General features: G+C 35.2%; 26 protein-coding genes and 1 other annotated feature. Of the genes, 18 read left to right on the top strand and 8 right to left on the bottom strand.

Features of this window, described 5'->3' with window-relative positions; genetic code table 11:
• Window positions 1–56: 56 nt before the first annotated feature.
• The 5 genes from A6J68_RS08130 to A6J68_RS08110 form a co-directional block, all read right to left on the bottom strand.
• Window positions 57–971 carry a diacylglycerol/lipid kinase family protein gene (locus tag A6J68_RS08130; protein WP_000833755.1) on the bottom strand — a complete coding sequence of 305 codons (915 nt, stop codon included), beginning with the start codon at window positions 969–971 and terminating at the stop codon, window positions 57–59.
• 86 nt (window positions 972–1,057) lie between these two features.
• Window positions 1,058–1,714 (bottom strand): PAQR family membrane homeostasis protein TrhA, encoded by a 657-nt coding sequence (gene trhA / locus A6J68_RS08125; RefSeq protein ID WP_000910676.1) that lies wholly within the window; start codon window positions 1,712–1,714, stop codon window positions 1,058–1,060.
• On the bottom strand, window positions 1,707–2,156 hold the full coding sequence (locus A6J68_RS08120) for a DUF1836 domain-containing protein (protein ID WP_001039192.1): 450 nt from the start codon (window positions 2,154–2,156) through the stop codon (window positions 1,707–1,709). Before A6J68_RS08120 ends, trhA begins: the two co-directional genes overlap by 8 nt.
• Before the next feature lie 91 nt (window positions 2,157–2,247).
• The gene (locus A6J68_RS08115; protein ID WP_000161690.1) at window positions 2,248–3,531 is read right to left on the bottom strand and encodes a hydroxymethylglutaryl-CoA reductase, degradative; all 1,284 of its coding nucleotides are present in this window, start codon (window positions 3,529–3,531) and stop codon (window positions 2,248–2,250) included.
• Window position 3,532: 1 nt separating this feature from the next.
• On the bottom strand, window positions 3,533–4,705 hold the full coding sequence (locus A6J68_RS08110) for a hydroxymethylglutaryl-CoA synthase (RefSeq protein WP_001874012.1): 1,173 nt from the start codon (window positions 4,703–4,705) through the stop codon (window positions 3,533–3,535).
• Window positions 4,706–4,858: 153 nt separating this feature from the next.
• Here A6J68_RS08110 and A6J68_RS08105 point away from each other — a divergent pair, with 153 nt between their 5' ends.
• The 4 genes from A6J68_RS08105 to yihA all read left to right on the top strand — a co-directional run bounded on the left by A6J68_RS08105 (window position 4,859) and on the right by yihA (window position 8,323).
• On the top strand, window positions 4,859–5,698 hold the full coding sequence (locus A6J68_RS08105; protein ID WP_000158595.1) for a thymidylate synthase: 840 nt from the start codon (window positions 4,859–4,861) through the stop codon (window positions 5,696–5,698).
• Window positions 5,699–5,777: 79 nt separating this feature from the next.
• Complete coding sequence (locus A6J68_RS08100; RefSeq protein WP_000166043.1) at window positions 5,778–6,272, top strand: dihydrofolate reductase; 495 nt, start codon at window positions 5,778–5,780, stop codon at window positions 6,270–6,272.
• A gap of 217 nt (window positions 6,273–6,489) precedes the next feature.
• The gene (clpX, locus tag A6J68_RS08090; RefSeq protein ID WP_000918415.1) at window positions 6,490–7,716 is read left to right on the top strand and encodes an ATP-dependent Clp protease ATP-binding subunit ClpX; all 1,227 of its coding nucleotides are present in this window, start codon (window positions 6,490–6,492) and stop codon (window positions 7,714–7,716) included.
• Between the two features lie 10 nt (window positions 7,717–7,726).
• Window positions 7,727–8,323: a ribosome biogenesis GTP-binding protein YihA/YsxC gene (yihA, locus tag A6J68_RS08085; RefSeq protein ID WP_000796925.1), complete on the top strand. Its 597-nt coding sequence runs from the start codon at window positions 7,727–7,729 to the stop codon at window positions 8,321–8,323.
• Between the two features lie 61 nt (window positions 8,324–8,384).
• On the opposite strand, the gene A6J68_RS08080 is transcribed toward yihA, so the two are convergent.
• The gene (locus A6J68_RS08080) at window positions 8,385–8,933 is read right to left on the bottom strand and encodes a TetR/AcrR family transcriptional regulator (RefSeq protein ID WP_000140663.1); all 549 of its coding nucleotides are present in this window, start codon (window positions 8,931–8,933) and stop codon (window positions 8,385–8,387) included.
• A 184-nt stretch (window positions 8,934–9,117) separates the two neighbouring features.
• On the opposite strand from A6J68_RS08080, the gene A6J68_RS11645 reads away from it, so the two are divergent.
• The 4 genes from A6J68_RS11645 to mmuM all read left to right on the top strand — a co-directional run bounded on the left by A6J68_RS11645 (window position 9,118) and on the right by mmuM (window position 12,791).
• A complete protein-coding gene (locus A6J68_RS11645) occupies window positions 9,118–9,528 on the top strand; it encodes an HXXEE domain-containing protein (protein WP_001191111.1) in 411 nt (136 codons plus the stop codon).
• A gap of 157 nt (window positions 9,529–9,685) precedes the next feature.
• Entirely contained in the window at window positions 9,686–10,336 is a 651-nt protein-coding gene (locus A6J68_RS08065; protein WP_000120093.1) for an HXXEE domain-containing protein, read from the top strand.
• A 129-nt stretch (window positions 10,337–10,465) separates the two neighbouring features.
• The gene (locus A6J68_RS08060; protein ID WP_000427485.1) at window positions 10,466–11,842 is read left to right on the top strand and encodes an amino acid permease; all 1,377 of its coding nucleotides are present in this window, start codon (window positions 10,466–10,468) and stop codon (window positions 11,840–11,842) included.
• 4 nt (window positions 11,843–11,846) lie between these two features.
• A complete protein-coding gene (gene mmuM / locus A6J68_RS08055; protein ID WP_000532340.1) occupies window positions 11,847–12,791 on the top strand; it encodes a homocysteine S-methyltransferase in 945 nt (314 codons plus the stop codon).
• Between the two features lie 92 nt (window positions 12,792–12,883).
• Here the strand turns inward: mmuM and A6J68_RS08045 are convergent, their stop codons facing one another.
• Complete coding sequence (locus tag A6J68_RS08045; protein ID WP_000002813.1) at window positions 12,884–14,992, bottom strand: AAA family ATPase; 2,109 nt, start codon at window positions 14,990–14,992, stop codon at window positions 12,884–12,886.
• 269 nt (window positions 14,993–15,261) lie between these two features.
• Window positions 15,262–15,395: a sequence feature (ribosomal protein L10 leader region), on the top strand.
• Between the two features lie 29 nt (window positions 15,396–15,424).
• Between A6J68_RS08045 and rplJ the strand changes: the two genes are divergently transcribed.
• From rplJ to A6J68_RS08020, 5 genes are all read left to right on the top strand, one after another.
• Window positions 15,425–15,925 (top strand): 50S ribosomal protein L10, encoded by a 501-nt coding sequence (rplJ, locus tag A6J68_RS08040; protein ID WP_001287287.1) that lies wholly within the window; start codon window positions 15,425–15,427, stop codon window positions 15,923–15,925.
• Window positions 15,926–15,988: 63 nt separating this feature from the next.
• The gene (gene rplL / locus A6J68_RS08035) at window positions 15,989–16,354 is read left to right on the top strand and encodes a 50S ribosomal protein L7/L12 (protein WP_001196973.1); all 366 of its coding nucleotides are present in this window, start codon (window positions 15,989–15,991) and stop codon (window positions 16,352–16,354) included.
• 294 nt (window positions 16,355–16,648) lie between these two features.
• The gene (locus A6J68_RS08030) at window positions 16,649–17,650 is read left to right on the top strand and encodes a DNA cytosine methyltransferase (protein WP_000835391.1); all 1,002 of its coding nucleotides are present in this window, start codon (window positions 16,649–16,651) and stop codon (window positions 17,648–17,650) included.
• Window positions 17,651–18,460: an Eco47II family restriction endonuclease gene (locus A6J68_RS08025; RefSeq protein ID WP_000264509.1), complete on the top strand. Its 810-nt coding sequence runs from the start codon at window positions 17,651–17,653 to the stop codon at window positions 18,458–18,460.
• A gap of 57 nt (window positions 18,461–18,517) precedes the next feature.
• Window positions 18,518–19,714, top strand: coding sequence for a protein kinase family protein (locus A6J68_RS08020; protein WP_000626555.1), 1,197 nt, complete (start codon window positions 18,518–18,520; stop codon window positions 19,712–19,714).
• A 53-nt stretch (window positions 19,715–19,767) separates the two neighbouring features.
• On the opposite strand, the gene A6J68_RS08015 is transcribed toward A6J68_RS08020, so the two are convergent.
• Window positions 19,768–20,928 (bottom strand): hypothetical protein, encoded by a 1,161-nt coding sequence (locus A6J68_RS08015; RefSeq protein ID WP_000589504.1) that lies wholly within the window; start codon window positions 20,926–20,928, stop codon window positions 19,768–19,770.
• Between the two features lie 365 nt (window positions 20,929–21,293).
• On the opposite strand from A6J68_RS08015, the gene A6J68_RS08010 reads away from it, so the two are divergent.
• From A6J68_RS08010 to A6J68_RS07990, 5 genes are all read left to right on the top strand, one after another.
• Complete coding sequence (locus tag A6J68_RS08010; protein WP_000723565.1) at window positions 21,294–21,719, top strand: hypothetical protein; 426 nt, start codon at window positions 21,294–21,296, stop codon at window positions 21,717–21,719.
• A 74-nt stretch (window positions 21,720–21,793) separates the two neighbouring features.
• Window positions 21,794–23,200, top strand: a complete 1,407-nt coding sequence (locus A6J68_RS08005) for an FtsK/SpoIIIE domain-containing protein (RefSeq protein ID WP_000978304.1) — start codon at window positions 21,794–21,796, stop codon at window positions 23,198–23,200.
• Between the two features lie 101 nt (window positions 23,201–23,301).
• Window positions 23,302–24,171, top strand: a complete 870-nt coding sequence (locus A6J68_RS08000) for a hypothetical protein (RefSeq protein ID WP_105253174.1) — start codon at window positions 23,302–23,304, stop codon at window positions 24,169–24,171.
• Window positions 24,149–24,448, top strand: coding sequence for a DUF3173 family protein (locus A6J68_RS07995; RefSeq protein WP_000487305.1), 300 nt, complete (start codon window positions 24,149–24,151; stop codon window positions 24,446–24,448). The genes A6J68_RS08000 and A6J68_RS07995 overlap by 23 nt, the downstream gene beginning before the upstream one ends.
• Window positions 24,449–24,450: 2 nt before the next feature.
• Window positions 24,451–25,683, top strand: a complete 1,233-nt coding sequence (locus A6J68_RS07990; RefSeq protein ID WP_000157136.1) for a tyrosine-type recombinase/integrase — start codon at window positions 24,451–24,453, stop codon at window positions 25,681–25,683.
• Window positions 25,684–25,735 lie beyond the last annotated feature (52 nt).

The following is a 25,735-nucleotide window of genomic DNA, read 5'->3' as shown; positions in this document are numbered from 1 at the left end:
AAAAGAACCTAGACAGATAGTATTTACTCTAATACTTATGTCTAGGTCCTTTTATATTATGGTAATGAGTTAGGAATGATAAACTTTAAGGCTTTAGGGATGACTTCAACTTTTACAGGTAATTGGTCACCTGGATCGCCATCAATACGAACTTTAGGGATAGCTGATTTTTTACGTTTAAAAGTTGAAATAGTCAGATTATTGGTATGAAAATGTTTTATCTCCTTTGCTTGACTAAAATCTCCCTTACGAAATTGTCTTAGATGCAACAATAATTTGAAGAAGTGAATATGTTCCATAGTGTAGACTCTAAAAAGTCCATCATCAATTGTTGCTTCTGGAGAGAAGGCTGGCATACCGGCAATCGAATTGGTCATGGTAATAAGGAGTAACCGCGTGCGTAAAGACCGTACATTATTATCGTAAGCAAGAGTGATAGAATATGATCGATTACGCTTTAATATACGGTAGGCATCACCTAAGAAAGCAAAAGGGCCTAATTTACGCTTCATTTCAGAAGTGACATTAGCAGCAATATCAGCAAGGAGACCAAGTGTTAAACTGCTAATCATGTAATCGTCATTAACTTTACAGATATCTACGGACTTTACATGACCGTTTAGAAGGTTTTCAAGAGCGAGATTCCTCTCTTGCGGGATGTTCAAAGCTTTTGAAAAGTTATTGACGGTCCCGGCAGGTACTAGTCCGATAGTAGGATAAGCACCACCAGCGTAGACACCACCACAGATTTTATTAATAGTGCCATCTCCCCCTAAAGGAATAACCAAGTCGATATGGTCTTCAGATGCTTTTTTTGCTAAGGCGACAGCTTCCTCAACAGATGAAGGTGTAATAATACGAACATAATCGTCTTGAAAATCATGTTCTATTAAATAAGATTTTACTTCTTTTGCCAATGCTTGTTCATCTTTACCAGATTTTGGATTAAAAAAGATATAAGCACTTTTCATATGTCCACGCCTTCTCTCTAAGATTTAGATGATTATTATTATATCATGGTTTAGCAAAAAAATAATCAATAAAATGTAGTTAAATTTTATAGCATGAAGTAGACAATTCCAATGTATTGTAAAATAGAAGCTAATAGAATAAAAAGGTGCCAAATCATGTGATCATAAGGACGTTTGCGAGCATAAAAGAGTGCACCGATAGTATAGCAAATACCACCAGCCAAGAGTAATCCCCAAAAAGCTGGTCCAGTTTTTGTGATAATAGCAGGGAAAATAAAGATAACCAGCCATCCCATAATGAGGTAAAGTACAAGGCTAAATTTATCATTGATTTTGGGAGCGAAGATTTTATAAAGGATACCAAATAATGTAATCCCCCATTGTAAAAAAATGATGAGATATCCTAACCAGCCGCCAATAAGTGACAATGCGACAGGAGTATAACTACCTGCAATAGCAATATAAATCATAGAGTGATCAATCATGCGTAGAACATATTTTTGAAGACTGTTATAAGTCATGGAGTGGTAAATACTTGATGATAAAAACATCAAAAATAAAGAAGTGACGAATATTGAGGTACCAAGTGCTGCTTGTAATCCGAAGTGGTTGTGACTATAGACAGCGGTGATTGGTAATAGGATTAGCATAAGCAAAGCTCCTACAGCGTGAGTGATACTATTTGCAAGCTCTTCGCCAAAGGAAAGTTGAGGACTTAATTTGATAGACATTTCTTTAAGCATTTTTATTTTTTCCTCCTAGTTCTAAAACTAATTTTTGTGTTTCTTGATAAAGGTTCAACGTCTGACAGGCACTAATGACAACTGGTGGTAAATCGTGAACCTCTTCTTTGTTCATACAAGCAGCAAATCCGTTATATGCTTCTTCAGAATGATTGTCAGCTGTCAGAAGTTCTAATGTTTGACTGATTTCTTGAATAGCAAAAATTTGTTTAAAAGCTGTAATAACAATCAATCGTGCTACTTGACGGCGATTGTATTTTTTTTTTATAGGTTTGGATATATAATTATGTTTGACATAATTGTTGATCATCGAAGCGGTGAGTAGTTTATCGTTAGTTATTGTTTTAGGATTAATTAATTGATTCACATAGAGAAGTACTTGGTCAAGATACAAATCTAGTTCAGGTAATTCTTCCCATTTTGGGTATTGATTTTTATTCATTTTAAAACTCCATATAATCTAGTCTTTATAACTAGATTATACACTTATGGAAATTCAAGTCAAGTAAAAAAAGAATTTGAGATGATTTTTCTCAAATTCTTTTTTTACTTTTAGTAAGTTTATTGACAATTTTTTGTGCTGTCTCTAGATTCATGTGTTTAGAGTCTAGAAGCTGTTTAACGACTTCTGAAATTTGTTCTTCTTTAGCTCCAGCAAGTAGTGCCAACGACTTTGCTTGAAGTTTCATGTGACCAGCTTGAATTCCTGTGCTAACCAATGCCTTAAGAGCCGCAAAATTTTGAGCTAGTCCAATCGAAAGAATAATACTTGCCAACTCTTTAGCATTAGGACGACCTAGTAGATCGTGAGCTAGGTGGACACTAGGGTTAATACCAATGGATCCACCTTTTGTTGCAACAGGCATCGGTAGCGTCAGAGTACCTTCTAGGCAATTATCATCAACCTTATAAGACCATCTAGATAATCCTCGATATTGCCCATCTTTGACAGCATAGGTATGCGCTCCAGCTTCAATAGCTCGCCAATCATTTCCAGTAGCTAAGACGATAGCATCAATGCCATTAAAAATACCTTTATTATGTGTGCTAGCACGATAAGGGTCTACTTGAGCTAATTGACTTGCCATCGTCATTTTTTGAGCTAACTTGATGGCCTCCTCTTTTTGGCGACTTAGAAATCTTAAATCAACTCGGCATGTAGCAGTCACTAAAGATTCGGTAGCATAGTTAGATAAAATTGACATTAAGCTTTTGCCTTTTGAAATGTCTTCTAATGGCGAAGATAATGCTTCCATCATGGTGTTAACCATATTAGCACCCATGGCTTCTTTTGTATCAACCATAAGGTAAACAATCAAAAAGTCTTCTTTAATCTCAATAGTTAGGTCGCAAGCACCGCCTCCACGCTTGACTATTGATGGATGAGCAGCGTTGGCTATTTCTAATAATTGCTGTTTTTGATTTAATATAGATTCTTTAGTGTGTTGACTATCTTGTACATCATAAAGGGCTACTTGTCCAATCATTTTACGATTATGGACGGTTGTCAGAAAACCACCAGATCGTTTTATAATTTTAGCAGCAAAACTTGCAGCAGCAACAACTGACGGTTCTTCAGTGACATATGGGACTTGATAGACTTTACCGTTAACCAAAACATCTGGGACAAGTGAAAATGGTAAGGCTATTCGACCGATGACATTTTCAGCCATTTGATTGGCTAGTGATAAAGAGAGTAAGTCCTGATTCGTCACTATTTCTAGGGAAGAATCAGCTAAAAAATCTTGTTCTTCAAGGTAATGAATACGTTCTTCAGGGGATTTTTTTGAAAATCCTGTCCAGGAAATTTTTGTCATATTAATTATTAATTTTCTTGTAGATACGTTGATGTTCGCAAATAGAGTCTAGAGAAAAAGTGCCAGTCCGGTAGGTGTTGAAGTTAGCATTTCCATTTTCGTCTAGGATTGTTTTTTCAAAGAAGAGTTTCTCATACTCAGTTACTGTAATTTTTTGACGTTTATTGAGTTGATCCATACGATCGCTCTGAAGTTTATTTTGGTAGCCGTCTACTAACTGACCGGTAAAAATTTCAGCAACAGCTCCGCTACCGTATGAAAAGAAGGCAATTTGATCACCTGCTTTTAAATTTTGACTATTTTCTAGTAACGATAGAAGTCCTAGATACAATGAGCCAGTATAGCAATTTCCAATTTTCTTACTATAGGTAATAGAGTGCTCAAAATTTTCTTGTAGTTCAGCTTTCTTTTGTTCATCTAAGTTATTATCTAGAATTTTATTAAAGCCCTTTAAAGCTAATTTTGGAAAAGGAATATGGAAACAAAAAGCAGCATAGTCACTTAGACTAGTATTAAAACGTTTTTGATATACTTTCCAAGTAGTTTTTAGCATATCTAGATATTGTTTTGTTGAAAACATGCCATTAACATAAGGAACATCAGAATAATTTGGTCGCCAAAAGTCCATAATATCACGGGTTTGCGCTAGATGGTCCTCTTTTAGCTCTAGAATGGATGGATTTTGACTAATAAGCATAGCGATACTGCCTGCACCTTGAGTGGATTCTCCAGTAGATTTAATGCCATATTTAGCAATATCTGAAGCTATCACTAATACTTTAGAATCTGGATGTTTTTCTACATGTAATTTAGCGTAATCAAGAGCAGCAGTTGCGCTATAGCATGCTTCTTTCATCTCGAATGACCTTGCGAAAGGTTGAATCTCTAAAAGTTGATGTACATAGACAGAAGCCGCCTTACTCTGATCGATACTTGATTCTGTAGCGACAATCACCATATCAATAGTTTCTTTGTCCTCATCAGATAAAATATCATTAGCTGCAGAAGCTGCAAGTGTAACGATATCTTCTGTAACTGGCGTAATACTAAGTGAATCTAACAATAATCCCTTGCTGAATTTTTCAGGGTCAACTTGGCGAGCAATAGCCAAATCAGTCATTTCAAGGACATATTGACTGGTTGCAAAACCAATCTTATCAATTCCTATTTTCATTGGTAAACCTTTCTGAATAAAAGTCATTTTTGCTAAATTCCATTTTACCATAAAGAAGCTAAAAATATGAAAAAAAGCTTTAACCTTCAAAGTCTTGTTTCTCACTAGAATATCTTTTTAAAATCTGATAAAATAAGACTTTGGAGGTATCTCATGACAAAAGCCGATTTATTATTTAAAGACAATATCACGAAAATTATGTCTGAAGGTGTATTTAGCGAGCAAGCCAGACCTAGATATAAAAATGGGGAAATGGCTAATTCTAAGTATATTACAGGTGCCTTTGCAGAGTATGATTTATCAAAGGGTGAATTTCCTATTACAACTCTACGTCCAATTCCAATAAAATCTGCTATTAAAGAAATTTTCTGGATTTATCAAGATCAGACAAATGATTTAGCAGTTTTGAATGATAAATATGGTGTGACATACTGGAATGATTGGGAAGTTGGCCATACTGGCACGATAGGTCAGCGCTACGGTGCAGTTGTTAAAAAACATAATATTATATCAAAACTCTTAAAACAGCTTGAAGATAACCCTTGGAATCGTCGTAATGTTATTTCATTATGGGACTATGAAGCATTTGAAGAAACAGAAGGCCTACTACCTTGTGCTTTTCAAACGATGTTTGATGTGAGACGCGTTAATGGTGAGCTTTATTTGGATGCCACATTAACACAACGTTCTAATGACATGTTAGTTGCACATCATATTAATGCTATGCAGTATGTAGCACTTCAGATGATGATTGCAAAGCATTTTGGTTGGAGAGTTGGGAAGTTTTTCTATTTTATCAATAATCTTCATATTTATGATAACCAGTTTGAACAAGCTCAGGAACTCTTAAAACGCCAACCGTCTGAGTGTAACCCCAAACTAGTATTGAATGTTCCAGATGGAACAGACTTTTTTGATATTAAACCAGATGATTTTGCGTTAGTTGATTATGACCCAATTAAACCTCAATTACGTTTTGATTTAGCAATCTAACTATCTCATGTTTTTTAACAAGCAATTTGAGGTAAAATTTGTTAGAATATCTAGAGATAAGTTAGTGAGGAAAAAAGTCATGACAAAGCAAATAATTGCCATTTGGGCTGAAGATGAAGACCATTTGATTGGAGTTAATGGCGGTTTACCATGGAGGCTTCCTAAAGAGTTACATCACTTCAAAGAAACGACCATGGGGCAGGCTTTGCTTATGGGACGAAAGACCTTTGATGGAATGAACCGTCGTGTTTTACCTGGTAGAGAGACAATCATCTTAACAAAAGATGAACAATTCCAAGCAGATGGAGTGACAGTCCTAAATAGTGTTGAACAAGTTATAAAATGGTTTCAGGAACATAATAAGACCTTATTTATTGTAGGTGGTGCAAGTATTTATAAAGCATTTCTGCCTTATTGTGAAGCAATCATAAAAACTAAAGTTCATGGAAAATTCAAAGGTGATACCTATTTTCCTGATGTTAATCTATCTGAGTTTAAAGTTATCTCTAGAGATTATTTTGAAAAGGATGAGCAGAATGCTCATGCTTTTACTGTGACATATTTTGAAAAATAAGGAAGGAATACTATTCAATGCAACGTAGCCTTTTTGGGGTCTTTACCGCATTTTTAGCTGTGATTTGTGTTTTATGTGCAATTCCTGCTATAAAGAAAAAAAGATATGGATTAGGAACAGTTTTTTTGATGAATGCTTTCACTAACCTTGTCAACACAATCCATGCCTTTTATGGAACATTATTTTAAATTAAATGAATAGAAAAGTTGAGGAAAAAATGGCTGGGAATCGTAATAACGATATGAATGTCTATTGTTCATTTTGTGGCAAAAGCCAAGATGAAGTAAAAAAAATTATTGCAGGTAATGGTGTTTTCATTTGTAATGAATGTGTGGCCTTATCACAAGAAATTATTAAGGAAGAATTAGCTGAGGAAGTACTGGCTGATTTAGCAGAAGTACCAAAACCTAAGGAACTATTAGAAATATTAAATCAATATGTTGTAGGGCAAGATCGTGCTAAACGTGCTTTAGCAGTTGCTGTCTACAATCATTACAAGCGTGTTAGTTATACCGAGAGTAGTGACGATGATGTAGATTTGCAAAAATCCAACATTTTGATGATTGGTCCAACTGGCTCAGGAAAAACCTTCTTAGCACAAACACTGGCTAAAAGCCTTAATGTACCGTTTGCTATTGCAGATGCGACTTCATTGACCGAAGCAGGATACGTTGGAGAAGATGTTGAGAATATTCTTCTTAAATTGATTCAAGCTGCTGATTATAATGTCGAACGTGCTGAGCGTGGTATTATCTACGTTGATGAAATAGATAAAATTGCTAAGAAAGGCGAAAATGTTTCTATCACACGTGATGTGTCTGGTGAAGGTGTACAGCAAGCCCTTCTTAAAATTATTGAGGGTACGGTAGCAAGTGTTCCCCCACAGGGTGGGCGTAAACATCCTAACCAAGAAATGATTCAAATTAATACCAAGAACATCCTTTTTATTGTCGGTGGTGCTTTTGATGGTATTGAAGACCTTGTGAAGCAACGTTTAGGCGAAAAAGTTATTGGTTTTGGACAGACAAGCCGTAAAATTGATGACAACGCTTCTTATATGCAAGAGATAATTTCTGAGGATATTCAAAAGTTTGGACTGATTCCAGAGTTTATTGGCCGTTTACCAGTAGTTGCAGCGTTAGAACTTCTTACTGCAGAAGATCTGGTTCGTATTCTGACAGAACCACGCAATGCTTTGGTTAAACAATACCAAACCTTATTATCTTATGATGGTGTAGAATTGGAATTTGACCAGGATGCTCTATTGGCTATCGCTGATAAGGCTATCGAGCGCAAGACTGGTGCACGTGGTTTACGTTCTATTATTGAAGAAACGATGCTTGATATCATGTTTGAAATTCCAAGCCAAGAAGATGTAACAAAAGTTCGTATCACAAAGGCTGCTGTTGAGGGTACTGACAAGCCTGTTTTAGAGACGGCTTAGGGAGATAGAGATGGCAGAAGAATTTTTAAATACTCATAATGCGTCTATTTTATTGAGTGCAGCTAACAAGTCACATTATCCTCAGGATGATCTCCCAGAAGTTGCTCTCGCTGGTCGTTCAAATGTTGGTAAATCAAGCTTTATCAACACGCTTCTTGGTCGTAAAAACCTAGCGCGTACGTCGAGTAAGCCAGGTAAGACACAACTGCTCAACTTTTATAACATTGATGACAAACTGCGTTTTGTCGATGTCCCTGGATATGGCTACGCTAAGGTGTCTAAAACTGAGCGTGCTAAGTGGGGCAAGATGATTGAAGAGTACCTTGTAACACGTGATAACCTTCGTGTTGTTGTTAGTTTAGTTGATTTTCGTCATGATCCAAGTGCGGACGATATTCAAATGTATGAATTTCTTAAGTACTATGAGATTCCAGTAATTATTGTAGCGACAAAGGCAGATAAAATACCTCGTGGCAAGTGGAATAAACATGAGTCGTCTATTAAGAAGAAGTTAAACTTTGATAAAAAGGACCATTTCATCGTCTTTTCATCTGTTGACCGCACAGGTCTTGATGAATCATGGGATACTATTTTATCTGAGTTATAATTTGAGAGTTTATGACAAAAAGAGCTTTGCAGTAGCTGTTGAGACTACTGCAAAGCTCTTTTTAATTTTTTAAATGATTGATAATATCGAAGGAAACTTGAGTTAATTCTTCGATACTTGTTTGGCAGTCCTGATGAATCCACTCAATTAGAACACTGAAAATACCACCAATCGCAAATCGCTGAGCATAGGTATTGGAAGATAAATCACCACGACCTAACTCTATCAAATCAATATGTCGGAACCAGGATTGTTGAAATTGAGGGAGTAGGTCATTCTTTCTAAGAATGAGAAGAAGGGATTTATAATCAGACCAATAACTAAAAAAATTTTGGAAAACTTGGCTAAAAGTAGGTTGCTCCAATTGACCAAGTTGCTTAAAGAGATTTAATGTTAGTCTTTCGATGAAAAGGGTAAGTAGGTCATCTCGACTGTCAAAGTGTCGGTAAAAGGTCCTTCTAGCATAGCCAGATTTCTTGGCAATTTGGCTAATCTGAATTTTCTCATAGGGATACTCTTCCAAAAGTTGGCCAAAAGCTGTTAAGATATCCTCTTGTGTTTGAGTGATTTGTTTTATTCTCTTTTTATTAACTGTCACACTTTCAGTCATTTGTGCATAAAACCTCCAAAGGTATTGATATTATAGGTTCACTTGATTATACTATATGGTATCAAATGTCACAAATCTTGGAGGTCATCTTATGAAAGCATTGATAACAAAATGGTACCTCTTTTGTCCCTATCTTGCTTCTCTTTTTGCCTTAGCATTATTTTTTGGAAATTGAGATTTACGAGTGCAGTCACTACTTATTTCGGGACTTTTTATTCAATTACACTTTTTCGAAGAATTTGGTTTCCCTGGAGGTTTTCCGCTTATCACTATGCTAGTTGAACTTAAATCGGTTGAAACTGATACTAGTAAGTGGGACTTAAACCATCTATCAGCCTTTTTCGGGAATCAGTGGTTTGCAGTGATTGTTTATCTTTTGCCGATTTTTTGTCCCAATATACCATTTTTAACACTTGCAGTCATGATTTTTGCATTTGCAGAACTTGCCATGCATCTTTTCTTTTTTAATCTTTCCTTGAAGAAGTGGTATAATCCAGGACTTCTTACGACCTTAGTAGGTCTTGTCCCTGTTTCTGTCTATTATTTAGCTCATGATTGGAAGTTGTATTCTGGACTTGATTGGTTTTTAGGCTGATATGGATTGTTCTTAACTACTTTATAGCCTTTCGTTCCCCAATCTATAAGCGTTTAGGTCGACATTCAAATTACGCATTTAGTGATGTTGATCTTTCACGCTCAAAACCATTTTTAACACATTTTCGTGAAACACAGTTTAAATAGGAGGTATTATCATGTCATATTTTAGAAATTACTGGTATCGTTTTGGAGCAATTTTATTTATTATTTTAGCAGTAATATTGCTTGTTTTTAGACCTGACTGGTCAATGCTTCACTATCTATTGTATTTTTACTTTATGGCACTTCTAGCGCATCAATTTGAAGAATATCAGTTTCCCGGTGGGGCATCACCTATCATTAACTATGTTGTTTATGATGAAGAAGAGCTGATGGATTGTTTTCCAGGCAATACTCAGTCTATTATGTTGGTTAATACTATTGCTTGGTTGCTTTACATTGCTAGTATTGCTTTTCCTCAAGCTTATTGGCTTGGATTAGGAGTCATGTTCTTTAGTCTAACGCAGCTCTTGGGTCATGGTTTTCAGATGAATATTAAACTTAAAACTTGGTATAATCCTGGTCTAGCAACGACAGTATTTCTCCTAGTACCAATAGCTTGCGCATACATCTATCAAGCTAGTGCAGAAGGAATGCTCACTTGGGGAGATTGGCTAGGTGGTTTTATCATGTTGATTGTCTGTGTACTAACTAGCATTATTGCACCTGTACAGCTATTGAAGGATAAGGAGACCAATTATATTATTAGTCCTTGGCAAATGGACCGTTTTCATAAGGTCGTTAATTTTGTAAGGATAAAAAAATAAGGTTACCGCTATTTATGATTCGCTGATTTTTTGTAATAGTTTTTCTTTATCATATATGATAGCTAATACCTATTCCCCAATACGACTAGATTGTGGTAGGATAAAAGTATTAGTTTCTTGGAGGTTGTTATGGAAAATCATCGTTATGAAGATGAAGGTAAATTCCAGCGTAAGATGACCAGTCGTCATCTCTTTATGTTATCGCTAGGTGGTGTTATCGGGACTGGGCTTTTCTTGAGTTCAGGTTATACCATTGCACAGGCTGGTCCGCTTGGAGCTGTGCTGTCTTATTTGATTGGTGCCGTTGTGGTTTATTTGGTCATGCTATCACTTGGGGAATTGGCGGTTGCCATGCCGGTGACGGGGTCATTCCACACTTATGCCACTAAGTTTATCAGTCCTGGAACAGGTTTTACTGTTGCTTGGCTATATTGGATTTGTTGGACGGTCGCCTTGGGGACTGAATTTTTAGGTGCTGCCATGCTGATGCAGCGCTGGTTCCCAAATGTGCCGGCTTGGGCATTTGCTTCCTTTTTTGCCCTTGTGATTTTTGGTTTAAATGCTCTTAGCGTACGCTTTTTTGCAGAAGCAGAGTCTTTCTTCTCAAGTATTAAGGTTATTGCTATCATTATCTTTATTATCTTGGGCTTAGGTGCTATGTTTGGTCTAGTTTCCTTTGAAGGTCAGCACAAGGCTATTCTCTTCACTCATCTGACTGCCAATGGTGCCTTTCCAAATGGTATCGTTGCAGTTGTCTCAGTCATGTTGGCTGTTAACTATGCCTTCTCTGGTACTGAGTTAATTGGTATTGCGGCTGGTGAAACGGATAATCCCAAAGAAGCTGTACCAAGGGCTATTAAAACGACAATCGGTCGCTTGGTTGTTTTCTTTGTACTGACAATTGTTGTCCTAGCTTCGCTATTGCCAATGAAAGAGGCAGGCGTATCCACAGCACCATTCGTTGATGTCTTTGACAAGATGGGAATCCCTTTTACGGCGGATATCATGAACTTCGTTATCTTGACAGCCATCCTGTCTGCTGGTAACTCAGGTCTCTACGCATCAAGCCGTATGCTCTGGTCCCTTGCCAATGAAGGTATGTTGTCAAAATCTGTTGTGAAAATCAATAAACACGGTGTCCCAATGCGTGCTCTTCTCTTGTCAATGGCAGGAGCAGTGCTGTCGCTCTTTTCAAGTATTTACGCTGCAGACACAGTTTATCTAGCCTTGGTTTCAATCGCGGGCTTTGCTGTTGTTGTCGTATGGCTAGCCATTCCAGTCGCACAAATCAATTTCCGCAAGGAATTCTTGAAAGAGAATCAACTAGAAGATTTGTCTTACAAAACACCTTTTACACCAGTTCTCCCTTATATCACAATCATTTTGCTCTTGATTTCGATTGTAGGGATTGCTTGGGATAGCTCACAACGTGCTGGGCTTTACTTCGGTGTTCCATTTATTATTTTCTGCTATATTTATCACAAACTACGTTACAAGAAATGGTGATCTTATGGGAAGATTTAAAGAACTTTTAGAGAGTAAAAAAACTCTCATCCTACATGGTGCCTTGGGGACCGAGCTTGAGAGTAGAGGTTGTGATGTTTCTGGGAAACTTTGGTCAGCCAAATATCTGATTGAGGATCCAGCAGCTATTCAGACCATTCATGAAGATTATATTCGTGCTGGCGCTGATATTGTGACGACATCAACTTATCAGGCGACTTTACAAGGACTAGCTCAAGTTGGTGTCTCTGAAAGTCAGGCAGAAGATTTGATTCGCTTGACTGTTCAGTTGGCAAAAGCTGCGCGTGAGCAAGTTTGGAAAAGTTTGACAAAAGAAGAAAAATCAGAGAGAATCTATCCTTTGATTTCTGGGGATGTTGGTCCCTACGCTGCCTTTTTAGCGGATGGCTCTGAGTACACTGGACTCTACGATATTGATAAGCAAGGTCTTAAAAACTTCCATCGCCATCGTATTGAGCTTCTTTTAGATGAGGGTGTTGACATTCTGGCACTTGAAACCATTCCAAACGCTCAGGAGGCTGAGGCTCTTATTGAGCTACTTGCCGAGGATTTCCCTCAGGTTGAGGCTTATATGTCATTCACCTCTCAAGATGGTAAGACCATCTCAGATGGTAGTGCTGTTGCAGACTTGGCGAAAGCTATTGATGTTAGCCCACAGGTCGTGGCGCTGGGCATTAACTGTTCAAGTCCATCGTTAGTTGCTGATTTCTTGCAAGCAATAGCAGAGCAGACTAACAAGCCTCTTGTGACCTATCCAAACTCTGGAGAGGTTTATGATGGGGCAAGCCAATCTTGGCAATCTAGCCCTGATCATTCACACACCCTACTTGAAAATACAAGTGACTGGCAAAAACTTGGCGCCCAAGTTGTCGGAGGTTGTTGCCGAACTAGACCAGCTGATATTGCTGACCTCTCTGCACATTTAAAATAAGTAAAGTATCTTGAAGAAGGTTAGGGTAAGTTTGATTTCCTTTTTCAATCCACTAGAAAACCCGCTTGGATTCTTCCAAACGGGTTTTGTTTTTATCTTTCAGAAATGACGATTTGGCCATCTTGCAAATTAGCTTTTAGGTGTTTAACGTCTGTATGATCGAGATAGTAGTCTGTGATGCGATCTCGAATTTCTTGCTCGATGACACGGCGCAATGGACGTACTCCCATTGCTTCGTCATAACCCAGTTCAATTAAGTGTGATTTAACATTTTCATCTACCACAAGGTCAATTCCTTTTTTGCCAATTGTTTGGTTAACTTCATCAAGCATCAAATCTACAATTTCGCTTAAGTCATCTTTGCTTAGGTGAGAGAATTCAATAACACCATTGAAACGATTTAGAAATTCTGGACGGAAATATGGAGAAATTCGTTCCATAATTTTCAAGTCTTTATCGCTGTCACCTGTAAATGCTTCGTTTCCAAAACCTGCATTTGAGGTTGCAATGATAACAGTATTTTTAAAGTTAATAGTGTTTCCTTGACCATCAGTTAAACGGCCATCATCTAGAACTTGAAGGAGAAGCGTGATAACTTGCGGGTCAGCTTTTTCGATTTCATCAAGAAGAACAATAGAATAAGGATTTCGACGGATACGTTCTGTTAGTGTATTACTATTGTCGTCATAACCAACGTAACCAGCAGTCGCTCCAATTAGCTTAGAAACTGCTGTACGATCATTATATTCAGACATATCAAGTCTAACGATAGCATCCTTTGATCCGAACATATCAAAAGCTAATTGCTTTGCTAGCTCGGTTTTACCAACTCCAGTTGGTCCAACAAATAGAAAGCTACCAATCGGACGATTACCATCATCGAAACCAGCACGATTTCGGCGAATAGCTCTCGCAACTGCCTCAACAGCATCATTTTGACCAATGACTTTACCTTTTAGACGATTGCCAAGTTCTTTTAAGCGTTCAATATCACTAGCACCCATATTTGATACAGGAACTCCAGTTAGACGCTCAATTGACATAGCGATATCGTTGATAGTTGCAGTGACTTTTTGTCCTTCGGTATGATTATCAATCTGGTTTTGTAACTCTTCAATGCGTGTCTTGACCTTAAGAGCTTCTTCAAAATCTTCAGTATTGACAGCTTTTTCTTGCTTGTCTCTTTGCTCAGCGATTTCTTTTTCTAAGGATTTAAGGTCAGTTACGGGATGTTGCGCAGCTAGGTGTGCAGCAGTCATATCAATAAGGTCAATTGCTTTATCAGGGAGACTTCTTTGTGGGATGTATTGAATAGATAAATCTACAGCTGCTTTCAAAACAGAGTCAGGTAAAACAACATTATGATGTTGCTCATAGAGGTTTCTTATCCCCATAAGGATATTGAAAGTATCTTGTGCAGAAGGTGCATTGACTTTAACTTCGTTAAAGCGACGTGCTAAGGCAGCATTCTTGAGAATGGTGTTACGATATTCATCTTGAGTAGTTGCACCTATAACCGTTAACTCACCACGTGAAAGTGCAGGCTTAAGTATATCTGCGAGCCCCTTAGAGCCACTATCACCACCAGTTGAACCGGCTCCTAATATTTGGTGTATTTCATCAAAGAAGAGAATAATATTTCCTGTTTCCTTAACTTCTTTTATGATATTTTGAATATTTTCTTCAAAACTACCCCTATATTGGGTGCCAGCTTCAAGGCTAGAAATATCTATCGAAATGATTTCTTTATTTTTGATAGCAGCAGGGACATCACCATTTATAATTGCTTGTGCCAAACCTTCAATAACAGCTGTTTTACCAACACCTGCATCACCAACCAGAACAGGATTATTTTTAGTACGACGAGCTAGAATTTCTGCAGTTTCCTGAATTTCTTTGTTTCGTCCAATAACTGGATCTAGCAAATGCTGACGTGCTTGATCGGTTAAATTAGTTCCTAATTTAGTCAAAACACTATCTGCAGAGACTTGGTTTGTAGGAGTGTTTTGGTTATTTAGCTCTTGACCGGGGAGTTTTCCAGTTTGACGATATTGACTGAATTCTTCAGGAGTAACTTCCCGTCCATTGATTAAGTATCGCTTATTCTCACTGTTATAGCCCCCCATATTTCCCATTAGAGAATTAAAAATATCATCCATATTTCCAAAAGGGTCACGATTATAAAAATTATTATTTGCCATATATTAAATACCTCAATTGATTTTAATTTTTGAAAGTTAATTATTGATTCCTATACTTTAATACATATAGAGAGGTCTAATTTAAATATTTAATTATCTTTCTGGTACTATAATACACCTTTAGTCAGTAAAGGTCAATAAATAAATACTAAAATATTATTTTTTTGATATAAAGATAACTATTTTAGTATTTTTTGGTACTATAAAATTATTTCAGAAAAATAATAAAAATTATTGACAATGCTAGAATTATAAGTTATACTATTTAAAGTTTCTGATGAAACTGACCTAAGACAGTAGGGGAGCAGTGCTCATAATATTCCTACCGAGGCACAAAACGTCATTATAAAATAACGTATTGTACTTTCGTGTCTAGGTTTAGGTGCGATTTTTTTGTGCCTATCCCAAAAAATAAAAACGGAGGTAAAACTAATGAGTGAAGCAATTATTGCAAAAAAAGCTGAACAAGTTGAACTTATTGCTGAGAAAATGAAAGCAGCAGCAAGTATCGTTGTTGTTGATTCACGTGGTCTTACTGTTGAGCAAGATACTAACTTACGTCGTTCACTTCGTGAAAGCGATGTTGAGTTTAAAGTTATCAAAAACTCAATTTTAACTCGTGCAGCTGAAAAAGCAGGTCTTGAAGACCTTAAAGAACTTTTTGTTGGTCCATCAGCAGTTGCGTTTTCTAACGAAGATGTTATTGCACCAGCTAAAGTTATTAGCGATTTCGCTAAAGATGCAGAAGCTCTTGAAATCAAAGGTGGTTCAGTAGACGGTAAATTCACTTCAGTTGAAGAAATTAACGCTCTTGCTAAATTACCAAACAAAGAAGGTATGCTTTCAATGCTCCTTTCAGTACTTCAAGCGCCAGTACGCAACATTGCATATGCTGTCAAAGCAGTTGCAGAAAAAGACGAAGAAGTGGCATAAGCACTCTTCAAGTAGCCTAGCTACATAATTTTATATTAAAACATATTTTTGGAGGAAATAACAATGGCATTAAACATTGAAAATATTATTGCTGAAATTAAAGAAGCTACAATTCTTGAACTTAACGATCTTGTAAAAGCTATCGAAGAAGAATTTGGTGTAACTGCTGCTGCTCCTGTAGCTGCTGCCGCTGCTGGTGGTGAAGCTGCTGCTGCTAAAGACTCATTTGACGTTGAATTAACAGCTGCTGGAGACAAAAAAGTTGGCGTTATCAAAGTTGTTCGTGAAATCACAGGCGAAGGTCTTAAAGAAGCTAAAGCTATCGTTGATAACGCACCATCAGTTATCAAAGAAGGTGCTTCAGAAGCAGAAGCTAACGAAATCAAAGAAAAACTTGAAGCTGCAGGTGCTTCAGTTACTCTTAAATAAAAGAGTACCGCAATTTGATTGTGGAAGCCTAGTAAATCACGGTTTAAACTCGATTTCATGGTGATAAAATGGTGGGAAAAATTTTAGTTCCCCACCACAACCCCACTAAGTTTTATTCTTGGTGGGGTTTTATTTTTGGTATTTAAAGATTTCAATTCAAGGTTATCTTTATCATTGAATTTCATTATACTATGAGTGAAATAGTGGTATAATAGAAAGCAAGCACTTATTTTCTGTAATAACTAGTAATTATTGTTATAGAATGCGCATTAAAAATCAATTAAGGAGTTATATTTGAAGTCAATTGAATTATTTGCAGGTGCTGGAGGTCTGGCACTAGGTATTGAAAAAGCGGGTTTTGATACAATTGGATTAGTCGAATTTGATAGCGCTGCTTCTGAAACGTTGAAATATAATCGACCAAATTGGAATGTGATTCATGATGATGTTGCTAATATTTCAAAACTTGATTTGGAAGAATATTTTTTAATTAAAAAAGGAGAATTAGACTTACTTAGTGGAGGAGCTCCTTGTCAGTCTTTTTCTTATGCAGGGAAACGGTTAGGCTTGGAAGATACTCGTGGTACTTTGTTTTATCACTATGCTGTTTTCTTGGAAAAGTTGCAACCTAAAATGTTTCTTTTTGAAAACGTAAAAGGTTTGACCAGCCACGATAAGGGTAAGACCTACAAGACTATTTTGAATGTCTTTGAGGAAGAAGGCTATACAGTGCAATCAAAAGTTCTGAATGCATGGGATTATGGTGTTGCTCAGAAGAGAGAACGGATGATTATGGTTGGAATCCGTAATGATTTAGTAAATATGACGTCTTTTGAATATCCAAAACCTCATGATTATAAGCCAGTATTAAGGGATATTTTACTTGATTGTCCACCAAGTCAAGGAATGCAATATTCAGAACAGAAGAGAAAAATATTTGAACTAGTACCTCCAGGAGGATACTGGAAAGACATTCCAGAGAGCATTGCAAAAGAATATATGAAATCAACTTGGTATATGGGTGGTGGTCGTACGGGTATTTTAAGAAGATTGAGTTTAGATGAACCCTCTTTGACTGTCCTCACCTCTCCAACTCAAAAGCAGACAGAGCGCTGTCACCCACTGGAAGTACGTCCGTTCACTATTCGTGAAAATGCACGCATACAAAGTTTTCCAGATGATTGGGAATTTCAAGGAAGTGTAGGAAATCAATATAAACAAGTTGGAAATGCTGTTCCTGTAAATCTAGCTTATGAAGTAGGATTGAAGATAAAAGAAAGTTTGGAGGTATTATAAATGTGGGGCTTATCATTTATTAGTGAAGAAGATTTTTATAATCATGTTCAATTGACTATAGACAAGTATGGCAAAAAATTACAATCCTTTGATTTGAAACGATTTAATAAAAATATTGTTGATCCAATAAAATTGATTTTTGATAAATCTGTTTATAGAAGTTCGTGGGAACAAATTATAAGTAACGAGATTTTTAGACAACGTGATAAATCAAACAATAATGATATTGGATATTTTCATCAAACTATTTTCCAATACATAGAGCACTGTCGAGTTCCGAATAATGGAGAAGAGGGTGGTTGGGATGTCATTTTTGAAAATCCAAATGGTATAACAATGCCAGATGGTTCTCAAGTCAGTCGTGTCTATGTGGAAATGAAAAATAAGCATAACACAATGAATTCTGCTTCTTCTGGTAAAACTTTTATGAAAATGCAAAATCAGCTATTACAAGATGATGATTGTGCGTGTTTTTTAGTTGAGGCAATTGCAAAAAATTCTCAAAATATCCAATGGGAGCCAAAAGTTGATGGTCGAAAAATGGGACATAAATATATAAGACGTGTTAGTTTAGACCAATTCTATTCACTTGTGACGGGACAGGAAGATGCCTTCTATAATATGTGCATGGTTTTGCCAGAAGTCATTAATAAGGCTGTATCAGAATTAGATTCTTCAATTATTCCAAATGATACAGTATTTGATGAAATTAGAGACATTAGTGCTCAACAAAACTATGATTCTGAAGATTTATCTATTGCAATGTCATTCTATTTACTAGGTTTTTCTAGTTATTTAGGTTTTGAATGATATAATTTGAATGGATGTTTATATTGTAGCAATATGAATAGTGGGAGAAAAATAGAATTGATTTCTGTAAATAACAATGCAAAACTATTGAATGGCATAGTGAGTATTGAAAGAGATTATACTAGTTACTTTGGAAAAGAGTTTGCTATTGATTATGAACATCTTTACAAAGAAAGTTTTGATGATAGGTTGAGTCAGCTATGTTCTAGTTTACACCATCAGTTAGTGGAAACATTAAGAATATTGAATGATAGTATAAATGGAGGGAGACATTTTTGGGCTGACCCAAGTAGAGATTTGATAAAAGCCATTTCACTATCTAACAGATTTGTGAATAATCTTAAGAATTGTGGGGAGAATGTCATTATTGCTGAATACTATGATAAAGTATTTAAAATTTGTAATGATTTTCTATCATCATCTGGTGGAAGTTCAGTGCCAGATGATATGGTTGAAATTGAAATATATTATGAGCTCCCAATTTTTGAAGTATCTGATATAATCCAGTTACCTAATAATTCATTACAGAATTTTCAATTGAAGCCAGTTGGTAAAGGTTCTTATGCTACTGTCTTTTGTTATTTTGATGAGAATTACAACAAAACTTTTGCATTAAAACGTGCGAGTAAAATAATTTCATCGAAAGATTTAGAGAGATTTTATTTAGAATTTGACACGATGAAAAAGCTACACTCTCCATATATACTGGAAGTTTATTCTATTGATAAAACAAAAAATGAGTATATTATGGAGTATGCGAACACGACCCTTTTGAAATACATCACAACTCATAATCAAAAATTGACATTTGATGAGAGGAAGTCTATATGCCATCAGATTATAAAAGGATTTGAATATTTATCTGAGAAAGGAATACTTCATAGAGATATCTCTCCAAATAATATTTTGATAAAAGAATATGAGGATGTAAAGATAATTAAAATTGCAGATTTAGGGAATGTAAAGTTGAGTGATAGTATATTAACGTCTTTAGATACAGAAATAAGAGGTGCGTTTAATGATTATTCCGGACTTCAACGAGTAGGATATAGTAACTATAATTTTTATTTTGAAGGTTTTGCTTTGTCAAAATTATTGTATTTTGTTTTAACAGGACGGTATAGGAATTTTACAAAATTTGAATTTAGTAATTTAGAGGAATTTGTTAATAAAGGCACAAATCCAGACTTGTATCAGCGATTTAATAATATTCATGAACTAAAAAATGCATTTTCTCAGATTAAACCGAAATAGGTTTTAATAAAAAGGCTTCAACTATCATTTAGTAGTTGAAGCCTTTTTTGCTATTAATATTTATAAATTTGACCGTCATTTTCTGATTCATCTTCAAGGTATTCTATTCTCTTAAAAGCTGAAAGGTCTCCCCCACTATGAGATTCAAATTTTTCAAGTAATTTATCGATGGTAGTGACACCTGTAGGATACTTATCTAAAGCTAAGATTGATAAGGCAATTGATTGGGTATAATTTTCTAACTCAACCGAGAGACTTTGAAGACCATTTTCTTGTTCCAGTTGTATGTTTCTTAGAGTATTACAATAATCAATAGTAGCATCTAGAAGATCTTTGTTTGGTTGTGAAATTGTGGTTTGAAAGATTTGACTAGTAATGTATATTCCACCATCTACTTTAAATAACTCATAGACTCTTTTACCGAGAGAATTTTCATCGGTTACCATGTGTTTTAAGCGAGGCTTTAAATACATATTTACGAAATTTTTAAATTCGGTCTGCATATTTTTAAACTCAACTTCTTTTTTATTTTTAGAAAGAAAATCAAAAAACATATCTGTAAGTGAGTATTGATTTTTAAACTGTTGATATAGTCTTGAAATTGCTTCGGAGAGAGTTTTTTGCGTCTCTTTTAAATTAGGCAAATCAGGATAATAATCAAAAATTGAAACAGCATTTGGGGGCAAACTTGAATCGATTTCATTTAGTGCTGTTAAGTAAGCATAAGGAACATAGTCAATCAGTATACTTTCAATAAAGTTTTTATCGTCAATGGAATTTAGCATATCCTTGATGATTGCATAGAAAAATAATTCTTCATTCTTATAGAGTTCTTCATCTGTTCCCCAATAAATTTCTGAAACAGATTCAAATTCATATTTACAAGAGTCAATACCATCTATATTTAGTTGTCTAATAAAATCCTCTTCAGGTTTACAGAAATTTAATATATCTTCTGTAAGTGCTGGTGTGATAAAATTAGGATTCCTTTGGGTGATTTTATTATTTAAAGCTCGAGAGAACTCTTTTGTATAGTCAAGTGTAATAGCATTTCTACTAATTTTTGGTTTTCTAGCTGTATTTCTATTAGCAGCTAGACGACTAGAAGTATAACCATATTCATCAATTAATTGGTTAATTGAGTCCATTTTTTCCTTTATTCTCTTTGAACAATTGTAATAAAAGAAATTGGCACTATATGTAAATTTAATCATAAAAAGCTCCTAAAAAATTTTGTACTTCTATTATAACCTAATAATGTTCTTTGCTAAGGGGAGAATTTGGACTTCTTATTCTCTATTTTTTCCCCTTAGCAAAGAATTTGCTTCCTTGTATAATGAGAATAGAGCTGACAGCCACTCCCAATCAAATGTTTTTGGGGGCGAAAATAGTAAACTAAAAGTTTGAAAACTCCCCCTACCAAAGTTCTCTGTTCTCTATATATTAAGGTTAATATTAGGTAGCTAGTTCTCAAATTAAAGTAACAGAGGAACGACCATAGAATTTTATAGCTATAAAGTCTAATCAATGCTTGTCGGCTTAGTTAAGACATAAATAATTTATATAGAGGTAAATAACATTGAAAAAAATCAATTTAAATAGTACAAAACTTGGAGAACTTCGTTTTTCAGTAAATGAAATTGAAGCTCCTCAAGTAGCAATAGTCACCAATGCTAGAAGAGTAGCAAAAAGAGACGGCAATGGTGAAGTTATTGATGGAACAATCGCAAAGCTTACGATTTTAGTTTTAGATATTAAGCTATATCAACTTATGAATCAACAAGGATTAGATGTTTCAAGTGTTGTACCTATTACAGTAGAAGTCGTAGGTGATGAAAATTATCTAAAACAGATTATTGTTGAAGATATAATTGGAAAAGTTATTGATTTACGTTCAGCCTATGTAGGTTTGAAATGGGTTTCTAGAGGCAATTCAGGAAACTGGGGTGGATTAAAATTAATTTTAGAAGAATTGAAATTTGTTAATTTAAATAAAGATAACTAAAAATTAAATAGGAATATTAGGGATAGGGGGTAGCAATGCTACATGGGTATATATTTTTAACAAGGAAAAAATTAATGATGAAAACAATATTTAAAGAAATAATAAGTACTTACTCACTAAAAAATAAGAAAGTAGCAACTATCATAGTGAGCAGGACACGAAAACAACGCTGTCAGCTATTGACTAATATTTTGTTGTCTATCTTATCAGTTGAGATGATGTTTGGCTTACTATACCTGCTCTTTGATTTTGTGAACTCTAACCAAATTTCAATATCAATCATATTTAGCTTAGTAGGCTTAGTTTGCTTGGAAAGTATTATGGTTCTGAACTGGTTATTCTTAAACTCTAAGTTTTCTCCTATTGAAAAATGGAAGGTGTCAGCCTTATTAAAGCTCTTTCCTGAAGAAAATGATATTTTGAGAAAACATAAATCAGAAATTGATACAACACAAAGCGTTAGATGGGAATATTGGATAGATAATGGCTTGATATTTTTGAAATTATATCACGGTGGTCATGTTCCAAAAGGCAAATTGGAGGAAATCCCAACTAATATTCTATCATTTTTCATTAAAGAAACACGTGATGAATGGTTTTTAGAAGATAAGAACCTAGCAGATGGATATGTGAAGGTTGTCTTGTCTCACAAACCAGATAAATCACTTTATATAAAAGGGCGTGAAGATTTTATAGAATCAAAGACATTAAAGATTCGATTGACTGAAAGACTGAATTGGACATTATCACAAACTAATGCTCTTATTGTTGGACCGTCAAACTCTGGTAAAACAACCTTACTGAAATATCTAATTCTAGCATTCTTGATAAATAATAAGAAAAATGAAGTTTATACGATTGATGGTAAATCAGCCTATCTAAGTAATGCGATGCGACACATTGGTGAAGTAGCAACTACAGGGCAACAGGCGTTTGATATGATTTCTAAAGTTGAAGCTATTATGGAAGAACGTTATGCTGAAATCAATCAAAATTCTGATGATGAAGCAGATGTGACACATAATGAAAAATTTGGGCAAGGAAATATTTTGCTAGTTATTGATGAGTATTTAGCTCTAGCTACAGAAATGCAAGCAGAGGATAAATTAAAGAAACCTGCTGATAGACTGTTTCCACAATTTAATGCCAAACTTTTGAAATTAATTGTTAAATGTAGACAAGCTTCTATTATGGTTGTTGTTTCGGGTCAGCTGTTGCCTACGTCTATTTTGAGCTCTGAGAGTAGAGATTCACTTGGTTTACGTATTGCTTTGGGTCGTATTAGTCAATCTCAATCAACAGAAATTTTTAATATAGGAAAATCAGAATTGCCCAGTGTGGACTCAAGTAAACGAGAAGGTGTTATCTACTTAGATGGTATTGGATTAGAGCACCCAATTACTTTCAAGACACCATTTTATGATGATTCTAGGCTACCATTCAAGGGGGCGTTACGTGTTCTGAAATCAGAGCGGAGCTAGCTCCGCTCTGATTCTAGGAATAAATAAGGATACTTTTGGCTGGCTACTTGACAGACAGCCAAGATAAGCTGAGGGTATGATAGAAAGTTGGTAAATTATGAGTGACTAGTGAATACAATTTAAAAGTTATAAATTTTGGAGACCATGTTGAGGTAATAAAATATGGTTATCTAAAACAAAGAGTATCAGGTAATAATAGACCTACCAACCATGAAAGACAAATACGTACAGAAGAGGAACAAGAGATATATAATTTTCAGCAAGCTCAAAAAATTCAACGAAGAATTAGATATTACTGTGAGTGTAACGATTTTGATTTATTCTGGACATTAACTTTTGATGATGAAAAAGTTAATGCAAAAGATTATGAATATGCGAAAAAGAAATTAAGAGCTTGGTTGAAATATCAGCGTGAAAAATATGGAAAATTTGACTATATTTTTATACCAGAATTACATAAGAATGGTAGAATCCATTTTCACGGAATAACTTTTGGATTCTCACCACCATTAATAGAAGCAAGGAACCCAAAAACGGATAAATTGATAAAAAAGAATGGTTTGCAAATATATAATGCTGAAACTTGGAAAGATGGTTTCAGTACCGTATCAAAAATTGATAGCAAGGTAAAAACAGCAAATTATATATCGAAGTATATTACAAAAGATTTGATTGCTATTCCTTCGGCGTATAGACAGCCAAAATATTTTGTTAGTCGTGGTTTGAAAAAACCTGAAATAGAATTTCAGCAGATTGATGAAAATGAACTTCAAGAGTTTACCCCTAATTTCATAGTAGGTAACTTATATATTGAAGAACAAAAATTTGAAAAAGATGTCTCAATTTACCTGTTAGAATTAGATGATGAGAATAAATTTTTTCAAAAGAAAAAACCTGAAACAGTCGTAAGAAGTAGATTGAAAAGTAAGAATGATGAGAATATTGAGAATGTTTCAGATGAGAATGAATAAGAAAATTAGGATTATTAATATGACAAATACAAAAGTAACAGTAAAACATATTGACTTAATGAAAATCGGATTCCCAGAGAATACAGCTAGAGAAATTATAAAGCAAGCAAAAGCGATTGCAGTACAGAGATTTGAAAATAATATACAGGAAACAGGAAAAGTGATACAATTAGGACAATCACCATTTGATAATGTGAGATTAAACCTAGCCCCAGCTAGTATAGTTGAGGAATTGCTTGGCTTTGAGTTGCCTTTACTAGAAAAGGAAGGTGCTTAAAGATGGCAAGTAAAAAATATAGCGGAGTATCCAGAGATAAGAAAAATAGAATTTACTTTCAAACAGAATTTGGGAAAGACCCTGTAACGGGAAAACGAAGACGTAAGAAGTCCTATAAGGATAAAAATGGAAATCCATTCCGTACTGAAAAACAGGCTTATGATGAACTTTGTCGAGTTAGAGCCGAAGTCAGGTCACAAGATGAACTTGCACAAAAACAGACAGTTCCAGTATTAACGTTAGAAGATTTTATTAACACGGTATTTTTACCGTATTATATCAAAACTGTTGAATCGTCTACCTATAAAACAGCATTGACACACTTTGATATTTTTAAAGAAGAACTAGGGCAGTACTTACTTTCAGATATATCTGTTCAGTTTTGTGAACGGTTCCGTCTTTCATTACAAGATAAGTATTCACCAAACTATGCAAAAAATGTTTGGCTTAGATTTAAAAAATGCTTAACTTACGCAGAGCGTTTGGAATATATTGAATTTAACCCTTGTACTAAACTAGACAATATCAAAGGTGAGAGAACAGTGACTTCATTTTGGACGGTAGAAGATTTTCAGAAAGCAGTCAATGCATTTGATAGAACAACATATCAAGGTGTTTATTACTATACAGTAATCTGGCTATATTTTATGACAGGATTACGAGTTTCTGAAGGATTGAGCCTAATTTGGTCTGATATTGATTTTGAATCTAAATTATTGCACGTGCAATCAACTTTAGAATATGATGAAAATGGGAATCCATTTCGTAAAAACAAGACTAAGACCGAAGCAGGTACGAGATATGTTGAATTAGATGATATGACACTTCAAACGCTAAAAGAGTGGAAAGAAGTACAGATTCATAATAGTTTAGGTGATTTTGTTTTAGCTCGTGAAGAAGTTCCTATGCATAAAACTACCCTAACTCGTCTTTTGAAACGTGTAGCAAAAGAGCAAGATTTACCAGTTATGGCTGGTAAAGGTCTTAGACATTCGCATGATAGCTTTTTGATTAATGTTCTTCACAAAGATGTTTTATATGTATCAGCCCGTTCTGGAAGAACAGATAAAGCTACAACACTCAATACATATGCCCATATTTACGCTAAGAAAAAAGCTGAAGGTGGTAGAGAAATAACGAAGGCTTTAGAATCGTTTGGATTTGATAACCCCACCAAGACCCCACCAAGCAAAGAAGAGATAGCGGAAACACTTGAAATAACAAGGTTTAATTGAAAAACGCAACTGTTACTCTTAAATAATCATCTATTGGTTGTTTAAAGGTGAA

The sequence above is a fragment of the Streptococcus sp. 'group B' genome (assembly GCF_002073795.1).
Lineage (GTDB): Bacteria > Bacillota > Bacilli > Lactobacillales > Streptococcaceae > Streptococcus > Streptococcus agalactiae.
Note: the sequence above shows the minus strand (reverse complement) of the source record. Positions and strands in the feature narration are given on the sequence as shown.